At 67.1% G+C, this 21,528-nt stretch carries 19 protein-coding genes; 8 read left to right on the top strand and 11 right to left on the bottom strand.

Features of this window, described 5'->3' with window-relative positions:
- Positions 1–26: 26 nt before the first annotated feature.
- Together GD627_RS10145 and GD627_RS10140 are read right to left on the bottom strand one after the other, a co-directional pair.
- Positions 27–2,159 (bottom strand): 3-hydroxyacyl-CoA dehydrogenase NAD-binding domain-containing protein, encoded by a 2,133-nt coding sequence (locus tag GD627_RS10145; protein WP_152272382.1) that lies wholly within the window; start codon positions 2,157–2,159, stop codon positions 27–29.
- Positions 2,159–3,373 (bottom strand): thiolase family protein, encoded by a 1,215-nt coding sequence (locus tag GD627_RS10140; RefSeq protein ID WP_425481913.1) that lies wholly within the window; start codon positions 3,371–3,373, stop codon positions 2,159–2,161. The genes GD627_RS10145 and GD627_RS10140 overlap by 1 nt, the downstream gene beginning before the upstream one ends.
- Before the next feature lie 199 nt (positions 3,374–3,572).
- Here GD627_RS10140 and GD627_RS10135 point away from each other — a divergent pair, with 199 nt between their 5' ends.
- Complete coding sequence (locus tag GD627_RS10135) at positions 3,573–4,493, top strand: alpha/beta hydrolase (protein WP_152272381.1); 921 nt, start codon at positions 3,573–3,575, stop codon at positions 4,491–4,493.
- A gap of 103 nt (positions 4,494–4,596) precedes the next feature.
- Here the strand turns inward: GD627_RS10135 and GD627_RS16575 are convergent, their stop codons facing one another.
- Positions 4,597–5,007 (bottom strand): MmpS family transport accessory protein, encoded by a 411-nt coding sequence (locus tag GD627_RS16575; protein WP_194266025.1) that lies wholly within the window; start codon positions 5,005–5,007, stop codon positions 4,597–4,599.
- A 112-nt stretch (positions 5,008–5,119) separates the two neighbouring features.
- Here GD627_RS16575 and uvrA point away from each other — a divergent pair, with 112 nt between their 5' ends.
- Entirely contained in the window at positions 5,120–7,648 is a 2,529-nt protein-coding gene (gene uvrA / locus GD627_RS10125; RefSeq protein WP_210250487.1) for an excinuclease ABC subunit UvrA, read from the top strand.
- On the opposite strand, the gene GD627_RS10120 is transcribed toward uvrA, so the two are convergent.
- Positions 7,632–9,338, bottom strand: a complete 1,707-nt coding sequence (locus GD627_RS10120; RefSeq protein WP_152272378.1) for a 3-ketosteroid-delta-1-dehydrogenase — start codon at positions 9,336–9,338, stop codon at positions 7,632–7,634. The genes uvrA and GD627_RS10120 overlap by 17 nt on opposite strands.
- A gap of 107 nt (positions 9,339–9,445) precedes the next feature.
- Positions 9,446–9,859: a ClpX C4-type zinc finger protein gene (locus GD627_RS10115; protein WP_152272377.1), complete on the bottom strand. Its 414-nt coding sequence runs from the start codon at positions 9,857–9,859 to the stop codon at positions 9,446–9,448.
- A gap of 103 nt (positions 9,860–9,962) precedes the next feature.
- Here GD627_RS10115 and GD627_RS10110 point away from each other — a divergent pair, with 103 nt between their 5' ends.
- Complete coding sequence (locus GD627_RS10110; protein ID WP_152272376.1) at positions 9,963–11,273, top strand: MFS transporter; 1,311 nt, start codon at positions 9,963–9,965, stop codon at positions 11,271–11,273.
- 48 nt (positions 11,274–11,321) lie between these two features.
- On the opposite strand, the gene GD627_RS10105 is transcribed toward GD627_RS10110, so the two are convergent.
- The gene (locus tag GD627_RS10105) at positions 11,322–11,792 is read right to left on the bottom strand and encodes a PGPGW domain-containing protein (protein ID WP_152272375.1); all 471 of its coding nucleotides are present in this window, start codon (positions 11,790–11,792) and stop codon (positions 11,322–11,324) included.
- Positions 11,793–11,997: 205 nt separating this feature from the next.
- On the opposite strand from GD627_RS10105, the gene GD627_RS16970 reads away from it, so the two are divergent.
- Entirely contained in the window at positions 11,998–13,083 is a 1,086-nt protein-coding gene (locus GD627_RS16970) for a GNAT family N-acetyltransferase (protein WP_152272374.1), read from the top strand.
- A gap of 76 nt (positions 13,084–13,159) precedes the next feature.
- Here the strand turns inward: GD627_RS16970 and GD627_RS10095 are convergent, their stop codons facing one another.
- Positions 13,160–14,974, bottom strand: coding sequence for an immune inhibitor A domain-containing protein (locus tag GD627_RS10095; protein WP_152272373.1), 1,815 nt, complete (start codon positions 14,972–14,974; stop codon positions 13,160–13,162).
- 279 nt (positions 14,975–15,253) lie between these two features.
- On the opposite strand from GD627_RS10095, the gene GD627_RS10090 reads away from it, so the two are divergent.
- Both GD627_RS10090 and GD627_RS10085 read left to right on the top strand, forming a co-directional pair.
- Positions 15,254–16,975, top strand: coding sequence for a bifunctional metallophosphatase/5'-nucleotidase (locus GD627_RS10090; protein WP_152272372.1), 1,722 nt, complete (start codon positions 15,254–15,256; stop codon positions 16,973–16,975).
- 122 nt (positions 16,976–17,097) lie between these two features.
- Entirely contained in the window at positions 17,098–17,367 is a 270-nt protein-coding gene (locus GD627_RS10085) for a GlsB/YeaQ/YmgE family stress response membrane protein (RefSeq protein ID WP_146362315.1), read from the top strand.
- A 96-nt stretch (positions 17,368–17,463) separates the two neighbouring features.
- Here the strand turns inward: GD627_RS10085 and GD627_RS10080 are convergent, their stop codons facing one another.
- Entirely contained in the window at positions 17,464–17,721 is a 258-nt protein-coding gene (locus GD627_RS10080; protein ID WP_152272371.1) for a hypothetical protein, read from the bottom strand.
- 180 nt (positions 17,722–17,901) lie between these two features.
- On the opposite strand from GD627_RS10080, the gene GD627_RS10075 reads away from it, so the two are divergent.
- Entirely contained in the window at positions 17,902–18,402 is a 501-nt protein-coding gene (locus GD627_RS10075) for a DinB family protein (protein WP_152272370.1), read from the top strand.
- On the opposite strand, the gene GD627_RS10070 is transcribed toward GD627_RS10075, so the two are convergent.
- Complete coding sequence (locus tag GD627_RS10070) at positions 18,399–18,944, bottom strand: GNAT family N-acetyltransferase (protein ID WP_152272369.1); 546 nt, start codon at positions 18,942–18,944, stop codon at positions 18,399–18,401. The genes GD627_RS10075 and GD627_RS10070 overlap by 4 nt on opposite strands.
- A gap of 148 nt (positions 18,945–19,092) precedes the next feature.
- On the opposite strand from GD627_RS10070, the gene GD627_RS10065 reads away from it, so the two are divergent.
- Positions 19,093–19,581 (top strand): GNAT family N-acetyltransferase, encoded by a 489-nt coding sequence (locus GD627_RS10065; protein ID WP_194266024.1) that lies wholly within the window; start codon positions 19,093–19,095, stop codon positions 19,579–19,581.
- On the opposite strand, the gene GD627_RS10060 is transcribed toward GD627_RS10065, so the two are convergent.
- Together GD627_RS10060 and GD627_RS10055 are read right to left on the bottom strand one after the other, a co-directional pair.
- Entirely contained in the window at positions 19,578–20,129 is a 552-nt protein-coding gene (locus GD627_RS10060) for a hypothetical protein (RefSeq protein ID WP_152272367.1), read from the bottom strand. The genes GD627_RS10065 and GD627_RS10060 overlap by 4 nt on opposite strands.
- A 58-nt stretch (positions 20,130–20,187) precedes the next feature.
- Positions 20,188–21,525, bottom strand: coding sequence for an HRDC domain-containing protein (locus GD627_RS10055; RefSeq protein WP_152272366.1), 1,338 nt, complete (start codon positions 21,523–21,525; stop codon positions 20,188–20,190).
- Positions 21,526–21,528: the final 3 nt, after the last annotated feature.

Below are 21,528 nucleotides of genomic sequence, written 5' to 3'. Positions count from 1 at the left end.
CGGCGCGGGCGAAGCAGACGGACTACCTAGGCAGCAGCCACAGCATCCTCATGGAACTTCTTCCCGTTCACACGCTCGGAGGCACCAACGCGGTCCAGGTACGGCGTAATGCCGCCCAGGTGCATCGGCCAGCCGGCACCGAGGATGACGCACAGGTCGATGTCCTCCGGGCCGGCCACAACGCCCTCTTCGAGCATGAGTCCGATTTCCTCGGCCAGGGCGTCCTGCGTGCGGCGCAGGACTTCCTCGGAGGTGGAGGGGGTGGTGCCGAAGTCCAGCATCGCCAGGGTTTCCTCCGGGATGTAGGAGTTGCCGTCCTCGTCCTTCTGCCACAGGGACTTGATGCCGGCGTCGATAATCTTCTGCGAGTTCTTCGACAGCCAGAACCGCTCACCGAAGGCGCTGTGCAGGGATTCCTGCACATGCTGGCCCACCGGCAGGCCCACCAGGGCCAGCAGGGTGAACGGAGACATCGGCAGGCCCATGGGACGCAGCGCGTTGTCCGCCGTGGCGGCGTCGGTGCCCTCGTCGAAGACCATGGTGATCTCGCCGAACATGCGGCCCAGGATGCGGTTCACCACGAAGGCCGCGGCATCCTTGACCAGCACGGCGGTCTTCTTCAACTGCTTGGCCAGCACAAAGGCGGTGGCCAGCACGGCGTCGTCGGTCTTGGGCGCGCGCACGATTTCCAGCAGCGGCATCACGGCGACCGGGTTGAAGAAATGGAAGCCCACCACGCGCTCGGGGTGCTGAAGGTCCGCGGCCATTTCGGTCACGGAGAGCGAGGAGGTGTTGGTCGCCAGGATGCACTCGGGGGAGACCACGGCCTCCACCTCGGCGAAGACCTGCTTCTTGACCGAGAGTTCCTCGAAGACGGCTTCGATAACGAAGTCGGCGTCGGAGAAGGCCTCCTTGGACACCGAGCCGGTGACCAGTGCCTTGGTGCGGTTGGCGGCGTCGGGGGAGATCCGCTTCTTGGCGAGCAGCTTATCCACCTCGGCGTGCACGTAGCCCACGCCCTTGTCCACGCGTGCCTGGTCGATGTCCGTCATCACGACGGGGACCTTCAGCTGGCGCGCGAACAGCAGGGCGAGCTGGCTGGCCATGAGGCCTGCACCGACAACACCCACCTTGGTGACCGGACGGGCAAGCTTCTTATCCGGGGCACCGGCGGGACGCTTGCCGCGCTTCTGGACCAGGTCCAGGAACGCGTACACCGTGGAGGTGAACTGCGGGGACTGCATCAGTTCGGCCAGTGCGTCGCACTCGGCTTCACGGGATTCCGCGCGGGTCCAGGTTTTGCCCTTTTCCAGCAGGTCCAGCACCTTTGCCGGTGCCGGGGCCGCGTTGGAGGTCTTGGCCTCCACGAAGGCACGGCCCTTGGCGACGGCGGCGTCCCATGCCTCGCCGGCGTCGGCAGGTTCGACGGCGTTGGGCCGCTCCACCTTTTCCTCACCGGTGATCACGCGGGAGGCCCAGGCCAGGGACTGCTCGAGGAAGTCCGCCGGCTCGAAGAGCGCATCGGCGACGCCCAGCTTGTAGGCGGCGGGACCGCTCAGGGTGCGGTTGTTGCTCAGCGGGTTCTCGATCATCACCTTGACGGCGTTCTCGGGACCGATGAGCCGTGGCAGCAGGTAGACGCCGCCCCAGCCCGGCACCAGGCCAATGAAGGCTTCCGGCAGGGCCAGTGCACCGGCGCCGGTGGACACCGTGCGGTAATCGGACTGCAGGGCAATCTCCAGGCCGCCGCCCAGAGCCACGCCGTTGATGAAGGCGAAGCTGGGAACGCCCAGGGTGCCCAGCTTGGCGTAGACATCGTGGCCCAGGCGGGCCATGGCGTAGCCGTCTTCGTACTCGGCGAGCGTCTTCACGGCGGACAGGTCAGCGCCGGCCACCAGGTAGAACGGCTTGCCGGTGACGCCGACGCCGACGATCTCGCCGTTGTCCGCGCGGACCTTAAGCTCATCGAGCTTCCCGCCGAGCTCGAGCAGGGTGTTCGGGCCCAGGGTGGTGGGACGGGAGTGGTCGACGTCGTTGTCCAGGGTGATCAGCGCGAAGGTGCCGGCGTTGCCGGGCAGCTGAATGTCGGAGACGTAGGAGTGGGTGACAACCTCGGTGGGGAAGAGGCCTGCGAGGTGCTGGTAATCGGGAGCAGACATTACTTCGTGGCCTCCGTGGAATCGGTGTTGTAGTCGGGGTGGTTCGGGTTCTCCCAGATCACGGTGGCGCCCATGCCCAGGCCGATGCACATGGTGGTCATGCCGTAGCGCACGCTCGGGTCTTCCTCGAACTGGCGGGCCAGCTGGTTCATCAGGCGCACGCCGGAGGAAGCCAGCGGATGGCCGACGGCGATGGCGCCGCCGTAGCGGTTGACGCGGGGATCGTCGTCGGCAATGCCGAAGTGATCCAGGAAGGACAGAACCTGGACGGCGAAGGCCTCGTTGATTTCGAAGATTCCGATGTCCTCGATGGACAGGCCGGTCTGCTTCAGGACCTTTTCAGTGGAGGGCACCGGGCCGTAGCCCATGACCTCGGGTTCGACGCCGGCGAAGGCGAAGCCGACCAGGCGCATCTTGACGCCCAGGCCAAGTTCCTCGGCAGCCTCGGCAGAGGCGAGCAGGGCGGTGGTGGCGCCGTCGTTCAGGCCTGCGGCGTTACCGGCGGTGACGCGGCCGTGCGCACGGAAGGGGGTGCGCAGCTGGCCGAGGTCTTCGACCGTGGTGCCCGGACGCGGCGGCTCATCCACCGTGTTCAGCGTCCAGCCGGTTCCCGGCTTCTTGGTGGCAACCGGCACCAGATCGGGCTGGATGGAGTTGTTGGCGTAGGCCTTGGCGAGCTTTTCCTGGCTGGCGGCGGCGTACGCGTCGGTGCGGTCCTTGGTGATGTGCGGGAACCGGTCATGCAGGTTCTCGGCCGTGTTGCCCATGTTCAGGGCCGCCGGGTCCACCAGGCGTTCGGTCATGAAGCGGGGGTTCGGATCGGCGTCCTTGCCCATCGGGTGGTTGCCCATGTGCTCCACGCCGCCGGCGATGACGACGTCGTAGGCGCCGAAGCCGATGCCGGAAGCAGTGGTGGTGACGGCCGTCATGGCACCGGCGCACATGCGGTCAATGGCGAAGCCGGGCACCGTTTGCGGCAGGCCCGCCAGCAGGGCGGCGGTGCGGCCGATGGTCATGCCCTGGTCGCCGGACTGGGTGGTTGCAGCGATGGCTACCTCGTCGACGCGTTCCGGAGGAAGGGAAGGGTTGCGGCGCATCAGCTCGCGGATGCACTTGACCACCAGGTCATCGGCCCGCATGCCGGCGTAGATTCCCTTTTCGCCGGCTTTGCCGAACGGGGTCCGCACTCCGTCAACGAAAACTACGTCCCTGATCTGCCGTGATCGGCTTTGTGGGCTCACGTACTTACTCCTCTTTGAGATATGAAACGGAACTGCGTCCGGCTCGATGTTACTCGTGAGTAACATAGGCCGCAAGGATGCCTGCCGTTGTGACGGCCGGTCCGCACCGACCCTACCGACATACCGCCGTCCCCGGAAACCATGACGCGGCCCGTGCTGGTACCTTGTCGGGATGGAATCCGTCGCTGACCCCGAGCTGGCTGCGTGGGTGGATGACGTCCGTTCCGGCGGCAGTTCCCAACCCTCGGTGGAGCGGATCGGACAGCTCCGGGCGCCGCGCCACCGCCCGGCCGGGCCTGCGGTGGAAGACGTGCGGGATCTTCGGATCCCGGGTACCGAACCGCTCGCTGCCCGGCTGTACCGTCCCGAAAGGCCGGCGCCGCCGCTGACCGTGTTTGTCCACGGCGGGGGCTTCGTGTTCGGCGGCCTGGAGTCCCACGACCGGCTGTGCCGCCGACTCGCGCTCCTGGCCGGCACCGCCGTCCTGGCAGTGGACTACCGGCTGGCACCGGAGCATCCGGCTCCCGCGGCGGTGGACGACGTCGTCCGGGTCCTGCGCTGGGCAGCGGGCCGCCCGCAGGTGCTGGGGCCGCTGAACCCACGAGTCGGACTGGCCGGCGACAGCGCCGGCGGGCTGATTGCCTTCCTTGCCGCTCAGCGGCTTGCCGGCACATCCGCGCAGCCGGATGCGCTGTTCCTTGCCTACCCCAATGCCGACCTCACGCTCAGCGGGCCCAGTGTCAGGGATAAGGGGGAGGGGTGGGGGTTGGATGTGCGGGATCTCGCCTTCTACATAGCCCAGTGGGTCCCGGAAGCAGCGAACCTGTCGGGCTTCAGCCCCGTGGACAGCGCGCGCCGCCGTCCCCTGCCGGTGCCGACGCTGCTGGCAACCGCCGAACATGATCCACTGCGGGATGAAGGAAAACAGCTGGCCGACGAACTGGCCCGCGGCGGAACCGAGGTCGAGTATCTGCCGCACCCCGGCCTGGTCCACGGATTCATGACGCTGGATACGGTATCGCCGGCCGCGCGGTCAGCCGGAGATACCCTGCTCCGCCGGTACGGGAAAATGCTGGGGAGAAACCGAGTCTAGGGCCGGAAGTCGGTCATTCCCATTTGCTTGCGTTTATTGGATGCGCCGAAGAAAAAGTTCTGCCCGTACCTGCATCGCAGGCACGGGCAGAACTGCCTTTACCTTAGAGATCCGGAGTCGCGGAGCAATAGGCGCTCTCGGGACCGGTGGACGTCTGCTCGTCCGCAACGACGTCGTCGATGGTGATCTTGCAGGTGATGGACGTGGCGGATTCGTCCTTTGTGGCGGAGAGATCGTAGAAACTCTCGTATTCCGTCTCGTTCTTGTCCGTCAGTTCCCTGGTGAACGGAAGCGCGACGTCGGTGAGCTGCTCGTCTTCATTCGCGCCGACCTTGCCGGAGACGATGACGGAAGGGGAGGTGGGGCCGTCGCTGGTCACCTCGTAAACGATGGTGTGGGTCTTGACCTCCTCCGAGGCCGGCTCCTGGGCATCGGCCGGCTCGTCCCCGCCGCCGCATCCGGTCAGCGAAGCGGCCAGGAACAGGACGGCAGTTGCTGCCAGTGTTTTCTTCATGGATCCCCCAAGGTCTCGTGAGTATTCGCCTGTGAACCATATCACTGATGCTCTGGGCGGAAGCATGCTTACTAATTCGTTTCGCGCGGGGCACCTCGCTAATCTGGGAATGATGAGTACTGCGAAAATCTCCCCGAACACTGCCCCCACGCCCAGCACATCCGGTATGGTCCGCGTGCGCGGCGCGCAGGAAAACAACCTGCGCAACGTGGACGTCGACATCCCGCGCGATGCGATTGTGGCCTTCACCGGGGTATCCGGTTCCGGCAAGTCATCCCTGGCCTTCGGCACCATCTACGCCGAGGCGCAGCGCCGGTACTTCGAGTCCGTGGCACCCTATGCCCGGCGGCTGCTGTCCCAGGGGCACAATCCCAAGGTGGAGGAAATCACGGGGCTGCCGCCCGCCGTCGCGCTGCAGCAGCGCCGCGGCGCCCCCAGCTCGCGGTCCACTGTCGGCACGCTGACCACACTCTCAAATTCGATGCGCATGCTCTTCTCGCGCGGCGGCACCTATCCGGAGAATGCGGAGCCGGGCAGCCTCGATTCGGATGCCTTTTCCCCCAACACTGCCGCCGGTGCCTGCCGGGAATGCTCCGGCCTGGGCATCGCGCACACCGTCACGGAGGATTCGCTGGTGCCGGATCCGTCGCTGAGTATCCGTGACGGAGCCATCGCCGCCTGGCCCGGCGCCTGGCAGGGCAAAAACCTGCGCGACATCCTCATCCAGCTCGGCTACGACGTCGACGTGCCCTGGAAGAAGCTGCCGAAAAAGGACCGCGACTGGATCCTGTTCACCGAGGAACAGCCGGTGGTGATGATTACCCCGCAGCGGGACCGCGTTGCCAAACCGTATAAGGGACGGTTCTGGAGCGCCAAGAGCTACGTCATGCATACCCTGGCCGATTCCGGCAGCGCCCAGATGCGTGAGCGCGTCCTGGCCTACATGGTCTCCGGGCCCTGCCCGGTCTGCGGCGGCGCGGGCCTGCGCCCGGAGGCGCTGGCGGTGACCTTCGCCGGCCGGAACATCGCCGAACTGAACGGCGCCACGCTGGCCGAACTGGCCGGAATCATCCGTCCGACGGCGGAGCTGAAGTCCGCCGGCACCGCCTCCCGCGCGGCGGCCTCCAATGAAGACACCGAAGTAGCGGTGACCATCACCCGTGACCTGCTGGGCCGGCTGGAAGTGCTGATCGGCCTGGGCCTGGGCTACCTCAGCCTCTCGCGCGCCACCCCCACCCTGTCGCCGGGGGAGATGCAGCGTCTGCGCATCGCCACGCAGCTGCGCTCGGGCCTTTTCGGAGTGATCTATGTCCTGGACGAGCCGTCCGCCGGCCTGCACCCCGCCGACGCCGAGCCGCTGCTCACCGTGCTGCAGGAACTGAAGGACGCGGGAAACTCGGTGTTCGTCGTCGAGCACAACATGGATGTGGTGCGCAGCGCGGAATGGATTGTCGACGTCGGTCCGCAGGCCGGCGACGGCGGCGGCACCGTGCTCTACAGCGGACCCGTGGACGGACTCGCCGAAGTGGAGGAAAGCGCCACCCGGCCGTTCCTCTTCGGCGAGGCGGAAACGGCCCGGCCGCCCCGCCGGACGCCGGACCGCTGGCTGCGCCTGAAGGGGATCACCCGGCACAACCTCTCCGGCCTGGATGCCGACATTCCGCTGGGTGTGCTCACTGCAGTCACCGGTGTCTCCGGCTCCGGCAAGTCCACCTTGGTCAGCCAGGTCCTGGCCGAGACCGTGGGGCACCAGGTCAATGGAACGGCCCCGGAACCGGACGGCACGGAAGAGCAGGCCGAGGACAACGATCCGGCCGCGCAGGTACGCTCCATTGCCGGGCTGGAACACCTGGACCGGCTCGTCCGCGTGGATCAGCGGCCCATCGGCCGGACTCCGCGCTCGAACCTGGCCACCTACACCGGCCTGTTCGACGCCGTCCGGAAGCTCTACGCCTCCACCGACGAGGCACGCGCCAGGGGGTACACCGCTGGCCGGTTCTCCTTCAATGTGGCCGGCGGCCGCTGCGAGACCTGCCAGGGCGAAGGCTTCCTTGCCGTCGAACTGCTCTTCCTGCCCGGCACCTACGGACCGTGCCCGGTCTGCCAGGGCGCCCGCTACAACGAGGAGACCCTGCAGGTCACCTACCGGGGCAAGTCGATCGCCGATGTGCTGGACATGCGCGTGGAGACCGCCGCGGAGTTTCTGGCGGATGTGCCTGCCGCTGCCCGCAGCCTGCAGACCCTGCTCGACGTCGGCCTGGGCTACCTGCGCCTGGGCCAGCCCGCCACCGAACTCTCCGGCGGCGAGGCGCAGCGGATTAAGCTGGCCACGGAACTGCAGCGTGCCCGGCGCGGACATACCCTCTACCTGCTGGACGAGCCGACCACCGGCCTGCACCCGCAGGATGTTCAACTGCTCCTGGGCCAGCTGAACCGGCTGGTGGACAGCGGCAACACCGTGGTGGTGGTGGAGCACTCCATGAACGTGGTGGCCTCCGCCGACTGGGTGATCGACATGGGGCCGTCCGGCGGCGAGGACGGCGGAAAGATCATCTGCGCCGGCACCGCCGACGAGGTCGCCGGCTGTGCTGCGAGCCGGACGGCACCCTATCTGTCGGCGGCGCTTAAGCTGCTGCGGTAAGCCGTCCCGCGGCGTCGTGGGCCACCACGTAGCCGTAGACCAGGCCCTGGCCGATGGTTGCTCCGGCGCCGGGGTAACTCTTGCCGAACACGTTGGCCGCAGTGTTGCCGATGGCGTAGAGACCCTCGACCGGGCTTCCATCCTCGAACCGCACACGGCCGCGTTCGTCGGCTGTCAGGCCTCCGCAGGTGCCCAGATCGGACAGGACCAGCTTGACGGCGTAGAACGTCTTGCCGGAGAGGGGACGCAGGTTCGGGTTGGGGCGGACCGTGGGGTCCCCGTAGTAGCGGTCATAGGCGCTGGCCCCGCGGTGGAAGTCCTCGTCCACGCCGGCGGCGGACAGTTCGTTAAACCGGGCGGCGGTGGCGGTGAAGGCCTCTTCGGGCACCCCGATGCTGCGGGCCAGTTCAGGCAGGCTGCCCGCCTTGGCTGCAATGCCGGCCTCGTACCAGGCGGCGGGCAGGGGGCTGCGCGGATACAGGCTGCCGGCGAGGAGGTAGCTGTTGCGGTACTCCTGGTCGAAGACCATCCACATGGTGCCGACCGGATCGCCCTGCCGTTCCCTCTCGAGCACACGCTGCCCGAAGGACATGTAGTCCTGGGCCTCGTTGGTGAACCGGCGCCCGGCGTCGTCGACAATGAAGGACCCCGGCAGGGAGCGTTCGGCCAGCATTACCGCGGGTGCACCGCCGGGCAGCGGTGCGACGGCCGGGAACCACCAGGACTGGTCCATCAGCGCAGTGCCGGCGCCAAGCTCTGCCGCGGCCTTGATGGCGTCTCCGGTATTGCCCTCGCTGCCGAAGCTCCAGTTCTCCAGCGACGCCGACTGGTGCTTGTGCCGCATCGCCATATCGTGGTCGAAACCCCCGGCGGCCAGGACCACGCCCTGCCGTGCCGTCACCGTGACCTTCCGGCCGTCCTGCTCCAGCACGGCTCCGGTGACCCGTTCCTCCTCGGTGATGAGCCGGACCAGCGATGTTTCGGTCCACACCGGAATCCCGGCCCGGAGCACACCCGCGTAGAGCCCGGCGGCCAGGGCCTGCCCGCCGGCCACGTAATTCCGGCGCAGCGCGAGCCCGCCGATGCCCTGGACGGCCCGGGCGGCCGCCGTCGACAGACCCTTCGCCGGCACCTTCGCCATCAGGTTCAGCCACCGGTAGTCCTTGCCGGTCACCGGCATGGGCAACGGGGCTTCCATGGTTCCGCCCCGCAGGCGGCTGCGTTCGGAGCCGAGCTGGTTGGCATTGAAGGGAACGCATTCGCAGCTGCGTCCCATGGCCGAGCCGCCCGGCTGTTCCGGCTGGTAGTCCGAGTACTCCCTGTCCCAGAGGAAGCGCATGGGTGTCATCCGCAGCAGCATCTCCACGGCGGCGCTGCCATGGGCCAGGAAGGTTTCCCAGCGCGCCCGCGGGGAGGTTCCGCCGACGACGGCGTCCACGTAGGCGGTTGCGCGTGCGGGCGAGTCGGGTGCTCCGGCTTTCTGCAGCACCGGGTTGTTGGGGATCCAGAAGGCTCCGCCGGACCGCGCCGTGGAGCCGCCCACATAGGCGGTCTTCTCAACGATCAGGACGCTGGAGCCCAGCTCGGCGGCGGCGAGGGCCGCGGCCATGCCGGTGCCGGAGCCGATCACCAGAAGGTCCACGGTGGTGTCCTGTGCGGTGTGGACACGGGCGGGTGCGGGTTTGGTCATGCCAATCTCCTTTGACTGCAGCTGCACAAGTAGGCAGCCGTGGCACTTTAGTGCTGTGGAAGCACCCTAGCGGGTCCGGGAAGGAACCGGCGAACTTCACCGCGCGGCTAAGTCTGTGAATGCGGCTGGACCCCGGACCGGAAGCGTTCCCACGCGGATTGGCGGGACATGCCCAGCGACGAGCCGATGACAGCCCAGCTGATGTTCCGGCCCCTGGCTACGTCCACCCAGCGGCGCAGATGCTCCTCAACCTGATCGCGTGCCTCGGCGACCCGGGGAAGGCGCTCCAGCAGTTCATCATTGCTCAGCGCATCCCAAGGGGTGGCAGGCAGGGGACCCGGAGCGGCAGGGCGGGGCGCCTCCAACAGCTTCAGGGCGCCGGCTGCGCAGTCCCGGCAGATGGCGGCGGTGGGCGCTGCGGCCAGCACGCCGGTCTCCTCCCGCGGGCGCAGGCAGAATGAGCACATGAAGGGCTGGGACCGGGGATCCTCACGGTCCTCGCCGCTTCGTTCAGGAGACATGGCCCCAGTCTAACCAGCGCCCGCCCCGGGCGACCCCTTGTGGTGTCAGGCAACACCTGACACTATGTCAGGAATTACCTGACAGTTTCCGAAGGGGCGGCGCATGGCAACGGGACAACTCCACCACACTGCCGAGGGAAATCCGCCCGGGCGGTCCTTTCGCTTCCTTGCCTCCGCGGCGGCTGCCGAAGGTTTTGGGGATGCCCTGACCCGCGCCGTTCTGCCCATCCTTGCCGTGGCCGTGCTTGGCCTGGGTCCGGCCTTCGTCGGGATCCTCAATGCCACCGGCATTGCGGCGTTCCTGCTGCTGGGCGTCGGCGTCGGCATCGCGGTGGACCGCGCCGGCAAACCGCGCGCGGCCATGGGAGCGGCATCGCTGCTGCGGTGCGGAGTCCTGCTCGCTCTTGCTGCCGCGCTCTGGCGGGGCGGGCTGACCGGAGGGGTGCTTTTTGCCGCAGCAGTGCTGATCGGCGTAGCGGACGTGGTGTTCACCACCGCACACAGCACTGTTGTACCCCGGGTCGTCGGGCAGGGAGGCCTGAGGCGCGCCTACTCGCGGCTGGCAGTCATCAACCAAACGACGGCGGCCGGCGGGGCGGGTGCAGCCGGGGCCATTCTGGCGGTGATCGGCATGCCGCTGCTGCTTCTGGCCGGTGCGGGTGCGTACGCGGCGTCCTGCCTCTTCCAGCGGGGGATCCGGCTGGACGACGTCGAACCGCGTCCCGAGGCGGAACCGGTGGCAGGCAGTAAACCGGGACCTGCCGGTAAACCGGGGCCCGGCGGCCAACGGCGCCCGGCAGCCGCCCGGCGGCGTGCCCGCGGCGGGTTCGCCTCGCTGCGGCATTCACCGGCACTGCGGGCCCTGACCCTTTCCGCCTGTCTGACAAATGCCGGCGCCATGGTGGGCAACACCGTCCTGCCGGTTTACGTGCTGCGGGATCTGGCGGTTGCTCCCGGGGCCTTCGCCGCGCTGGGGGTCCTGTCTGCCCTCGGAGCCGTGGGCGGCGCTGCCGCAGCGCCGTACCTCAGCGGGCGGATGGGCCTTCGGGCTCTGCGAACGGGCTCGGCACTGCTGGGAGTGCCGGCCGTCCTGCTGGCAGTCTTCTGCTCCGTGCTTCCCGGACCGGAAACGGCATGGCTCGCGGCGCAGACCCTGGTCTGGGGCTTTTTGGTGGCTGTTGCCGGCGTCGCGGGGGCCGAAGTGCTTCCCCGGGTGGTCCCGCACCACGAGCTGGCGACGGTGGGAGCTGCCCAACGCACCCTGACGCTTGGCGTAATGCCGGCGGCTGCCGTGCTGGCAGGACTGGCGGCTGCCGCCGTGGGCACGGTTCCGGTGCTGTGGCTCTGGGCGCTGCTGGCCGGCGCGGCGGCCCTCCCCGTGGCCTGCACCGGATCGCTGGCACCGTTTCGCTGAGGCTGCAGTCCGCCGGCGGACCCCCGGGTACCCGCGGGCAGCGGATGCCTAGGTCTCGGATGCCTGGCTTCGGGACGGGCTCGTCCGGCGGAAGCGCACGAAGCTGTAGACAATCAATGCCAGGCCGATGATGCCCGAGCCGATGAGCGTTCCGCCCGTGACCCAGCCGCCGGGCAGCCACCAGGAATCCTGCAGGGACCACCATTGCGGCACCCGCCGCCACAGGCCCCAGATCACGCCGGCCGCTATCACGGCCAGGGAGCCGCTCACGGAACCGATAATGCGCGGTACGGTCTGAACTCCCTGCGCCGCCGCCCGGAAGGCACGCTCTTTGATCGGATGCAGCCAGCGGTCGGCAAAGTGGTAGCGCAGCGACAGGACCGCCAGCCCGGCCACCACCATGAGCAGTCCGGGACCCGGGAGCACCAGAGCCGCCACTCCGAGCACGACCAGGGACCACCCGGCCACCTCGATGCCGGTGCGGCGCAGCCATGCCGGAATCCGTTCCGTCTTGTTCATCCGCCAAGTTTTCCACACCAACCTGCGAGTTGGCTCCGGAGCTTAGTACTCCTGCTGCAAGCTGCGGCCTGAACTGTAGCTGCCGTACCTCTGCCCGCAGATCAAATCCTCCGCGGGCAGATCTGGTGCCGGCCGAAGGACGTTTACTTTCGGTGGCATCATCACCCTTTACCCGCAGCCGGGATCCCTCGGCTAGGCTCAGGGCGTGCTTAGCAAAACAGTTTCGGCCGTTGACCTGGTGCACGGCGTCCGGCTCCGCGTGGCGGAGCTGTCCGATGCCGATGCACTCGCCGCCGCATACCGGCGGAACCGCAGCTATCTGGCGCCTTGGGAGCCGCAGCGGGAGGACGCATTCTTCACTCCGGCAGGCCAGCGCGCAGTCCTCCGGACAAAGCTGGAGCAGTACGCGGCGGGCACGGAGGTTCCATGGGTCCTGGTGGAAAAAGATCGGATCATCGGCTGCATTACCCTGACGGGGATTGTGCGGGGCCCGTTCCAGTCGGCAAACCTGGGTTACTGGGTCGACACCGAGCGTGCCGGACGGGGGATCGGCAGCGCGGCAGTGGCCGCTGTTGTCGAACTCGCCGGGAGTGGGATGGGACTGCACCGGATCCAGGCCGCGACCCTGCTGGTGAACCCCGGATCGCAGAAGGTGCTGGCCCGGTCCGGCTTTGAGCGGATCGGCATGGCGCCGCAGTACCTGCGCATCGCCGGCGCCTGGCAGGACCATCTGCTCTTCCAACGGCTTCTCCGGACGCCGGAGACAAATCGGGCCCTCCGGGCCGCCCTGATCACCACGGACCGGCTGACGCTCGATCCCCTGGGCGTTCACCACGCGGCGGAAATGGTGCCGGTGCTGGCCGGCACGGAAATCTACCGGTACATCGGCGGGCAGGCACCCACAAAGGAGATGCTTCAGGCACGATACGCGGCCCAAACCGTCGGAGGATCACCGGACGGCAGCGAGGCCTGGCTGAACTGGATCATCCGCGAACAGGGCCAGGCCATCGGTTTCGTCCAGGCAACCGCGGCGGCGGACGGGTCGACGTCGGACGTTGCCTGGGTGATCGGCGAGGCCTTCCAAGGCAGGGGTGCCGCCACCGACGCCGCCCGTGCGATGCTCTCCTGGCTGCGCAGCCGGGGCATCGGCCGCATCACGGCCTCCATCCATCCGGACAACCTTGCCTCGGCCGCCGTCGCCCGCCGTCTCGGTCTCCTCCCCACGGGCTCTTTCGACGACGACGGCGAAGAACTCTGGTCCGGCACCTCCTTCATCCACACCGCCGACTGACACGAACGGCAGGGCCTCGCAAAATACGAGACCCTGCCGTTGATGTGGCGCGGTGTGCTGTCGGGGACGGGCGGCCCTAGTTCACGCGAACCGTCATCATGCCCTTCGGATTGCTGTTGATCACGGTGATCTTCGTTCCGGTTCCTGCCACCCGCACGCTCGCCTCGGGATTGGCGGGATCGTAGTAGGCATTCGGATTCGTGTCATCGAATACCGGCACAGCGGCACGGGACGGTGCCGTCAGCGTCGTCATCCCCGCGGCGGTTTCCCGGTGCAGGAGAATCGGATCCGTGGCCTCCTTGCCGAAGGTCGCATCGAAGCTCTGGATGCGGTTGCGGGCAATGGTGCCGTCGGACCACGTCAGGGCCTGCGGCCGTGCGTCCACCGGAAGGACCAGTCCGGCGCCTGGATGCTGCCGGGTGTTGTTGTTCGCCTGACCGGCGTTCCAGTAGGTGACCAGCAGCCCGTCCTGGTAGGGGTAGTGCTCCACCCGGTCCGGGGTGCTGACCGCCCAGCCGAAGTTGTAGGGGCCGGTCTGCAGGGTGGCGTCATAGCCCAGGTACTGCCGGTTTTCGGCAATGTAGTAGCGGCCGTTGCCGGCGGCATCGCGCGGCAGCGTGACTACGAGGGCCTGCTGCTTCTTGGTCGCGTGGAAGGACGGGCCGAGCTTGTGCGTGGATTTTGTGCCGGCTGTTGCGGTGTCATAGTCCAGCCAGCCCAACTGCAGTTTCTCCCAGGCCCCCATGTGGTTGGGGGTGGTGCCGATCGAGTCCTTGCCGTGGCTCATCCACGAACCGGAGCTCATCAGCGGCCAGAAGCCGGTGCCGTTTTCGCCGCCGCTGGTGTCGTAGAGATCCGGAAGGCCGAGGTCATGGGCGTACTCGTGGGCGAAGACTCCCAGGCCGCCGTTTTCCGGCTCCGTGGTGTAATCGCGGATCCAGACCTTTGAGTCGCCGATCCGGATGCCGCCGAAGGGGTTGGTTGCCGGACCTTCGGTGCCCCGTCCGGCCTGGCCAACGGACCAGCGGTGGGACCAGATTGCCGACGACGCCGCGCCGGCCTCCTCGCCCTCGCCGGCGTGGATGGCCTGGAAGTGGTCGATGTAGCCGTCCGGCTCATCGAAGTTCCCGTTGTTGTTGTAGTCGTAACGGTCCCACTGGTCGAACCCGGCCAGATACTCGTCGATGTCGGCAGCGCTCTTGCCCGCAGCGATCTGCGCGTCATACCAGGCATCGGCGGCGTCCTGCACGAAGCGGGTCATGTCCTCCTGGCTCTCGGTCTCTCCGTAGCTGGCCGAGCTGTAGGGAACCGTGACCCAGTCGCTGACGTCGCCGTCGACGGTGTAGCGGCCGCTGGACATTTCCTCATACAGGGTCTTCAGTGACTCACCCTGCGGATTGAAGAACATATCCAGATAGTGCTGCCGGTCAAACTCCGGCTCCCAGTAGGTCGAGTTGTCCACCGCGCGGTCCGGCTGCGGAATGGAGTTGTGCTCCGGTCCGGCGGGCGCGGCCGGGAAGCGGGGGTCCACCTGGTCGCCGAAGTCGATGAGGAAGGACAGGATCTGGTCGCTGTCCTCCAACCCGTACTCGGCCCACTGGCCGGGGGCCACCTGCACGGCCTTGGAACCGCCGCGGGTCTGCACGGGTGCCTCGCCCCGGATGACCTTCTCGATGCCCTGCTGGTTCAGCTGACGCCGTGCGTCGGCGGCCGGATCGGAACGGTCATCGGCTTTGGCCGCATTCCCGTCCGCCCCCGGGGCACCCGAGACCTGGCCGGTGAGGGGCACCGTGCCGGAGGGGGCGGCTACTGCCGCCACGGGCGACAGGACAACGGCACTGCCGACTGCCAGCGCCAATGCGCACCGGAAACTCCGGTGCCTGCTGTTCATATTCAAGGTTTCCCCTTAGTGCGATGTGGAAGTGAGGTGCAATTACGCTACGTTTTACGGGTCCTCGGGTGCCAATCGACATACGTTTTGTTTCAAATGCGTTGATAAGTGACGTGAAAATCCAGTGCCGGTCTTCCGTTCCGGACCTGTTGCCGGTAAAGGTGCCTGGGGGACATTTACACGCACTATAAGGAGTTGTTTTACTTGATACATCCATCCGCCCGACGCCGGGGTGCTGCCACCGCAGCCACCGCAGCCGTGGCAGTTACACTCGTGTCCATGGCACCCGCGGCGGCTGCGCCGCCGGAGCATGCCGGCAAGGACCAGAAAACCAGCGTTACGGTCATGGGAACCTCGGATATGCACGGCTATGTCGAGAACTGGGACTATTTCAACAACGCGGAATATGACGACGCCGCGCACAATGACGTGGGATTGGCGAAGATTTCCACCCTGGTGGATTCGGTGCGTGCGGACCGGGGTGCGGAATCAACCATGCTGATTGACGCCGGCGACACCATCCAGGGCACGTCGCTGACCGATTATTTCGCCAATACGGAGCCAATCACCGAGACCGGGGAAATCCATCCCATGGCCGCGGCAATGAATTCCATGGATTACGACGCCGCAGCGCTGGGCAACCACGAATTCAACTACGGCCTGGATACGCTGCGCAAATTCGAATCCCAGTTGGACTTCCCGCTGCTGGGGGCAAATGCGGTGGACGCCGCAACGGACAAACCTGCGTTCACCCCGTACATCATCAAGACCGTCAAGACCAAGGGCAACAAGCCCGTCAAGGTCGGCGTCCTGGGGCTCACCAATCCCGGTGTGGCCATCTGGGACAAGAACAACGTCGAAGGAAAGCTGAAGTTCCCCGGCATCGTGGAGCAGGCACAGAAGTATGTACCGGAGATGAAGGCCCGCGGCGCCGACGTCGTTCTGGTCAGCGCCCACTCGGGAACCTCCGGGACCTCCTCCTACGGGGATGACCTGCCGCTGGAGAATGCCTCCACCCAGCTGGCGGAATCGGTGCCCGGCATCGACGCCATCCTGGTCGGGCATGCCCACCAGGAAATCCCGGAACGCTTCGTGACCAACAAGGCAACCGGCGAGCGTGTGCTCCTGACCGAGCCGCTGAACTGGGGCATGCGCCTGTCCGTCATGGACTTTGAGCTGACCAAGGTGCGCGGGCAGTGGGACGTGACATCGGCGTCGTCGTCGCTGCTCAACGCCAACACCGTTGAGCCGGACCCGGTGGTCTCCGCCTTGGTAGCCGAGCAGCACCAGCGCGTCATCGATTACGTCAATACTCCGGTTGGCAACGCCACCGAGTCCATGCCTGCGGAGGAATCCCGGTACCGCGACACCGCCGTCATGGACTTCGTGAATTCGGTCCAGGCCGGGGCCGTGGACCGGGCGCTCGACGGCGGCCCCAACGCTGACCTGCCGGTGCTCTCCCTGGTGGCACCCTTCAGCCGCACCGCGGAAATCCCCGCCGGTCCGGTGACCATCCGTGATCTCGCCGGGCTGTATGTCTTCCCGAACACCCTCTTCGGCGTGGAGATGACGGGTGCGCAGGTCAAGGAGTACCTCGAGTATTCGGCGAAGTACTTCACCCAGTCGGCGCCCGGGGCGCCGGTGGACCCTGCGACGCTGACCAATGCGAACGGCACTCCGGACTACAACTACGACATGATGTCCGGCGTCGACTATGACATCGACATCAGCCGCCCGGTGGGGGAGCGCATCGTCAATCTCAGCTTCAACGGTGCTCCGGTGGATCCGGCCCAGCGGTTTGCCGTGGCCACGAACAACTACCGGCAGTCCGGCGGCGGCAACTTCCCGCACATCTCCACGGCACCGGTGCTGGTCAACCAGCAGACGGAAATTCGCCAGCTGCTCATCGACTACGTGGTGGCCCAGGGGACCGTGGATCCGGCGGACTTCGCGGACAACAACTGGCGCCTGGTGCGCGACGGGGTGCCTGTCTTCGAATAGCCGACGGCAAATAGACAGTACGCTTAGGATATTCGGCAGGTGTTGTCTAGGATTAAACGCAGAAGAGATGGGCAGGAGCCCGGTGCTCCGCCTGCATGCACTGCTATGAAGGGACCAGAACCATGATCGGATTTATCATTGCGGGGCTCATCATTGGAGCCTTGGCACGCCTGATCAAGCCCGGCCGCCAGAACCTGGGGATTATTGCCACTTTGCTGCTGGGCCTCGTCGGTTCGGTTATCGGCGGCGTCATTGCGAATCTGCTGGGTACTGGGGACATCTGGGAGCTGAATACGCTCGGCTTCATTGTTGCCGTCATCGCGTCGGTCCTGCTCATCGGCGTTGCCGAGGGTGTTGCCGGCCGCGGCAAGGGCAACCAGGTGCGCCGCTAACCCTCACCATTAACGAAAACGTCCCGGCACTCCTGCGCAGTACGCAGGGTGCCGGGACGTTTTGTTTCCCGGGGACTGGCTACCCGGCGGGGCCGGTCAGGCGGTGACCGCCTCGGAGGGTACCTGTGCTGCGGCTTGGGCCGGATCCGCCCAAACCGGCTCCGGAGAAGCTGCAGCGGACTGGCGGTCTTCGAGTTCCGACTGGAGGGAGAGGTAGAACCCGAGGAGTCCCTCTACCAGGGGTCCGTCTTCCAGCTGGTCGAAGGCCTGGTCACACAGGGATTCAAGGGTGCTGTCCGTCATCGCGGAGAAATCCGGGAAGATATCCACAGAGAGAATGGGGCGCGGGGTCATGACTGTCCTAACGGAGTAAACCAAGGCCCGCGTCTGAACCAAGATATCTACGATAACCCCTCCCGAGGGATAAACCAAGACCGTACCGGGACGCCCGGACGGGCGGGATGTCGGGTGCCTTGCCATACCGAATCCGTGGCGTACCGGGAAACCGTGCAGGCGACCGGCTAGATTGGCGCCATGGCACCAGACACCCGCGTCAATCCTCCGGAGACGGCGGGAGAGCGGGAAACGCTCGTCGGTTTCCTGGACTACTTCCGCGCCACAGTGCATCTCAAAGCGTCCGGTCTGAGCGACGCCGACGGCGCCAAACAACTGCTGCCTTCCCTGACTACGGTCTCCGGGCTCGTGCAGCACCTCACGGACGTCGAGTCCTTCTGGTTCCGGGGCCGGATTGATGGACAGCAGGGCATCAGGACCCGCTGGAACGATGAGGATCCCGACGGTGAGTTCCGCGTCGCTGAGTCAGACAGCCTGGTCCGGCTCCTGGCCGAGTATGAGGACGCCTGCAGGAAATCCCGCGAAGTCCTGCAGCGTTATGACTTGGCGGACCGATGCCGGGGCGGTAATGCCGGCCAGAGCGTCCGCTGGATCCTTGTTCATATGATCGAGGAGACCAGCCGGCACTGCGGCCATCTGGACATTCTGCGCGAGCTGCTGGACGGCTCCACCGGAGACTAGCCCGGCCGAACGGCCCCGGATGAAGCGGTTCGGGTCCAATAGAGCATTTTGACGAGGGCACCGCGCTGGCGCTGGCGCTCCGTCCTCCGGGGATGGAAGCCGGCCCGCCGCGCCACCGCCTCGCTGAGGCTGTTTCCGTAAATGGTGCGCAGCCCAACCTCCGGGAAACCGCTGCCGAGGGCCCAGTCGCTGAGCCCCCGTGCCGCCGCCGTGGCGGCACCCCGGCCCCGCCCGAAAGGTAATAGCGCGTACATGAGTTCCGGCGTGCCGTAAGCGGTTGACGAGATCCCCGCTGTGCCGAGCACGTCCTCGCCCTGCCGCAGCGAGTACCGGGCCAGGAGGCTCTCGGTACGTGCTTCCGCCGCGCGCTCCACCCGGTGCAGGGCACGGTCATCGCTGAGGTCCGGAGGGAACAGGGTCCAGCGGATGACGTCGTCGTCCCTGGACAGAGCCTGTTCGAGGCGCCAGTCCGCTGCGGTCAGGATTCGGAGGGTGAACCTTCCCAGATGAAGCGTGTCCGGAGTGCACGTCAGCAAGGGCATGCGTCATTGTTGCATTCGCCGGACAGCCACCCCAACCCCCTCAGGGCCTCCATGCTCCGGGCCGCCGGAAATGGTTCCAGCAGGTCCTGGCCCTCACCCTGGGAGGGTGGAGGAACGCCGGGACGCCGGGCAGGACGATAATGCATACATGCCCGTGCCCCCATCCCTCCGCCGGCGGGGGACATCCGATATTGACACCCTGATCAGCTGGATTCCCGACGAAGCCGCCCTGCTCATGTTCACCGGCCGGAGGATGGCGTGGCCGCCGACGGAAAGGCAGTTCGCGGAGCTGGCTGACATACCCGGACTTACGGCATGGGTGCTGGAATCCCAGCCCCCGCCCGGGAAGGTGCTGGGACAGGCGGAACTTTACGTCCATGAAGGACACGCGCATATTGCCCGGGTCATTATCGACCCGCGGTTCCGCGGACGCGGCCTGTCGCAGCAGCTGATCCGGCTGGTCCTGGACCGGGCACGCGCTGAAGGCGCCGGCAGCGCAGGGCTGCGGGTGGTCAAGGGAAACGCGATCGCCCTGCGCGCCTACCGGCGGCTCGGCTTCGTCATCGATCCGCGCGGGGAGACCGCCGACGCGCTGATGCTTGAACTGGACCTGAGCCAGCCGGCAGCTACCGGCTAGGTCGCCGGCACCGTCCCGTGCACGACGGCACGGGCAGCATCCAAGTACCTTGACGGGGCCGCTATTTCCACGACCGCGCCGTCGGCGGAGTACCGTGCAACCGGGTATGCGAACCCGAACCGGAGCACCTCCGGCAGGGAAGGATCACGCCGGGAAACCTCGACCGGATTCTCCAACTGCACCAGGCCCTCCTCGACCGGTTCATCCCACGTCAGGTGGGATGCCGGTGGACGGTCCGCCGCATGGCCGGTGATGCTCAATCGATGGTGGTAGGGGATGACCTTGGCGCGTTTCCACCGGCCGGAGATCCCGGCGCCTCCGCCCGGTACTTCCCGAAGCAGGCAGGCGAACTCGCCGCGTTCCCGGAAACGTGCCTTCGACCGCCGGGCGCCGGCACGGGTCGCCAGCACGAGAACCAGGAACTGCAACGGAATGAACCAGTGCCTTTCCGTCAGGAACGGGAGGCCTGGTTCCACGAAAGCTCCGAACAGCACGGCAAGAATCAGCCCGTGGACTACGAAGGTAAGGAAAGCGTTCCGACTGGGCACGGGCCGATCCCAGCAGGCCCGCTGCGTGCTGTCAATGAGTGGCTGCGGCCCTGCCCGGTCAGCGCCGCCGGGCGCGGGCCGGCCGCTCTCCGGCGGGTTTGTCCTCCTCCGCCTTTTCCTCCAGCGGGTCCGGGTCGAGGAAGGCCACGGTGAGTACGGCGGCGGTCTCCCGGATCTGCCACTCACGGGCACCGAGGTCGCGCAGGGCGGCGCCGATGGTCTCCAGGTTGATTTCGCTCGGCGGACGCCAGGCAACCCGGCGCAGGTGATCCGGCGTCAGGAGGTTCTCCAGGGGCAGGTTCAGCTGCTCCGCGAGGGCGGTGAGCCGCGGCTTGGCGGTCTGCAGGCGGGCGGCGGCAGCCGGATCATTCTTGGCCCAGACGCGGGGAGGCGGCGGGGCGTGGGTGGGAATGTGCAGCGGAGGCAGGTCCTCGGTGGAACGGGCAGCGGAAATGCACCGCAGCCAGCGCGGGGCTTCCTTCTGGGCGGCGCGCCCGTGGAAACCGGGCGTCTTGAGCAGCTGCGGGACCGTGGTGGGCATGGCCCTGGCAGCGGCGACAATGGCGGAGTCGGGGATCAACCGGCCCGGCGCGGTGTCCCGGAGTTCAGCCAGGTGCTCGCGTTCGGTCCAGAGTTCGCGGACGGCGGCCAGCTGGCGGCGGTCCCGCAGCTGGTGCATGCCGGAGGTGCGGCGCCACGGGTCCACGCGGGGCGGTGCCGGCGGCGCGGTGCGGATGGCTTCGAATTCCTCTTCGGCCAGTTCCAGCTTCCCGGCTTCTTCCAGCACCCGGATGAGTTCGATCCGCAGCTCGGCGAGGACCTCGACGTCGAGTGCCGCGTAACGCAGCCAGGGCTCCGGCAGCGGACGGGTGGACCAGTCGGCGGCCGAATGCTCCTTGGCCAGAGAGAAGCCCAAGAGGTTTTCGATGACGGCGGCGAGGCCCACGCGGGGCAGCCCGGCCAGGCGGGCGGCGAGCTCGGTGTCAAAGAGCTTGTCGGGCCACATGCCCAGGGCCGAGAGGCAGGGCAGGTCCTGGGTGGCGGCATGCAGGATCCATTCGACGCCGGACAGGGCCTCGTTGATGATGCGCAGGTCCCCGAAAGCCTCCGGGTCAATCAGCCAGGTCCCCGCGCCTTCGCGGCGGATCTGGACCAGGAACGCACGTTGTCCGTAGCGGAATCCGGAGGCACGCTCGGCGTCGACGCCGGCTGGTCCGGTCCCCGCGGCCAGCGCGGCGGCGGCGCGTTCCAGTCCGCGCTGGGAGTCAATGACCAGCGGCACGCCGTCCCGCGGTTCCTCCAGTACAGGAATGGGCTTCGGCTGCGGCGGTTCCCCGGCTTCGGCAGGTGAGGTGCTGGACTGGTCTTCGGTCTTGCCGGGTATGTGCGCGGTCATAAG

Source organism: Arthrobacter yangruifuii (genome assembly GCF_009192775.1).
In the GTDB taxonomy this organism is placed as follows: domain Bacteria; phylum Actinomycetota; class Actinomycetes; order Actinomycetales; family Micrococcaceae; genus Arthrobacter_B; species Arthrobacter_B yangruifuii.
The sequence above is the reverse complement of the archived record's forward strand: the minus strand, read 5'-3'. Positions and strand labels throughout refer to the sequence as shown.

What these genes read in the sequence shown, in the direction of transcription:
- GD627_RS10145 (WP_152272382.1), bottom strand. Translation starts at nt 2,159, where the DNA reads ATGTCTGCTCCCGATTACCAGCACCTCGCAGGCCTCTTCCCCACCGAG.
- GD627_RS10135 (WP_152272381.1), top strand. Translation starts at nt 3,573, where the DNA reads ATGGAATCCGTCGCTGACCCCGAGCTGGCTGCGTGGGTGGATGACGTC.
- GD627_RS16575 (WP_194266025.1), bottom strand. Translation starts at nt 5,007, where the DNA reads ATGAAGAAAACACTGGCAGCAACTGCCGTCCTGTTCCTGGCCGCTTCG.
- uvrA (WP_210250487.1), top strand. Translation starts at nt 5,120, where the DNA reads ATGAGTACTGCGAAAATCTCCCCGAACACTGCCCCCACGCCCAGCACA.
- GD627_RS10120 (WP_152272378.1), bottom strand. Translation starts at nt 9,338, where the DNA reads ATGACCAAACCCGCACCCGCCCGTGTCCACACCGCACAGGACACCACC.
- GD627_RS10115 (WP_152272377.1), bottom strand. Translation starts at nt 9,859, where the DNA reads ATGTCTCCTGAACGAAGCGGCGAGGACCGTGAGGATCCCCGGTCCCAG.
- GD627_RS10110 (WP_152272376.1), top strand. Translation starts at nt 9,963, where the DNA reads ATGGCAACGGGACAACTCCACCACACTGCCGAGGGAAATCCGCCCGGG.
- GD627_RS10105 (WP_152272375.1), bottom strand. Translation starts at nt 11,792, where the DNA reads ATGAACAAGACGGAACGGATTCCGGCATGGCTGCGCCGCACCGGCATC.
- GD627_RS10095 (WP_152272373.1), bottom strand. Translation starts at nt 14,974, where the DNA reads ATGAACAGCAGGCACCGGAGTTTCCGGTGCGCATTGGCGCTGGCAGTC.
- GD627_RS10090 (WP_152272372.1), top strand. Translation starts at nt 15,254, where the DNA reads ATGGCACCCGCGGCGGCTGCGCCGCCGGAGCATGCCGGCAAGGACCAG.
- GD627_RS10085 (WP_146362315.1), top strand. Translation starts at nt 17,098, where the DNA reads ATGATCGGATTTATCATTGCGGGGCTCATCATTGGAGCCTTGGCACGC.
- GD627_RS10080 (WP_152272371.1), bottom strand. Translation starts at nt 17,721, where the DNA reads ATGACCCCGCGCCCCATTCTCTCTGTGGATATCTTCCCGGATTTCTCC.
- GD627_RS10075 (WP_152272370.1), top strand. Translation starts at nt 17,902, where the DNA reads ATGGCACCAGACACCCGCGTCAATCCTCCGGAGACGGCGGGAGAGCGG.
- GD627_RS10070 (WP_152272369.1), bottom strand. Translation starts at nt 18,944, where the DNA reads ATGCCCTTGCTGACGTGCACTCCGGACACGCTTCATCTGGGAAGGTTC.
- GD627_RS10065 (WP_194266024.1), top strand. Translation starts at nt 19,093, where the DNA reads ATGCCCGTGCCCCCATCCCTCCGCCGGCGGGGGACATCCGATATTGAC.
- GD627_RS10055 (WP_152272366.1), bottom strand. Translation starts at nt 21,525, where the DNA reads ATGACCGCGCACATACCCGGCAAGACCGAAGACCAGTCCAGCACCTCA.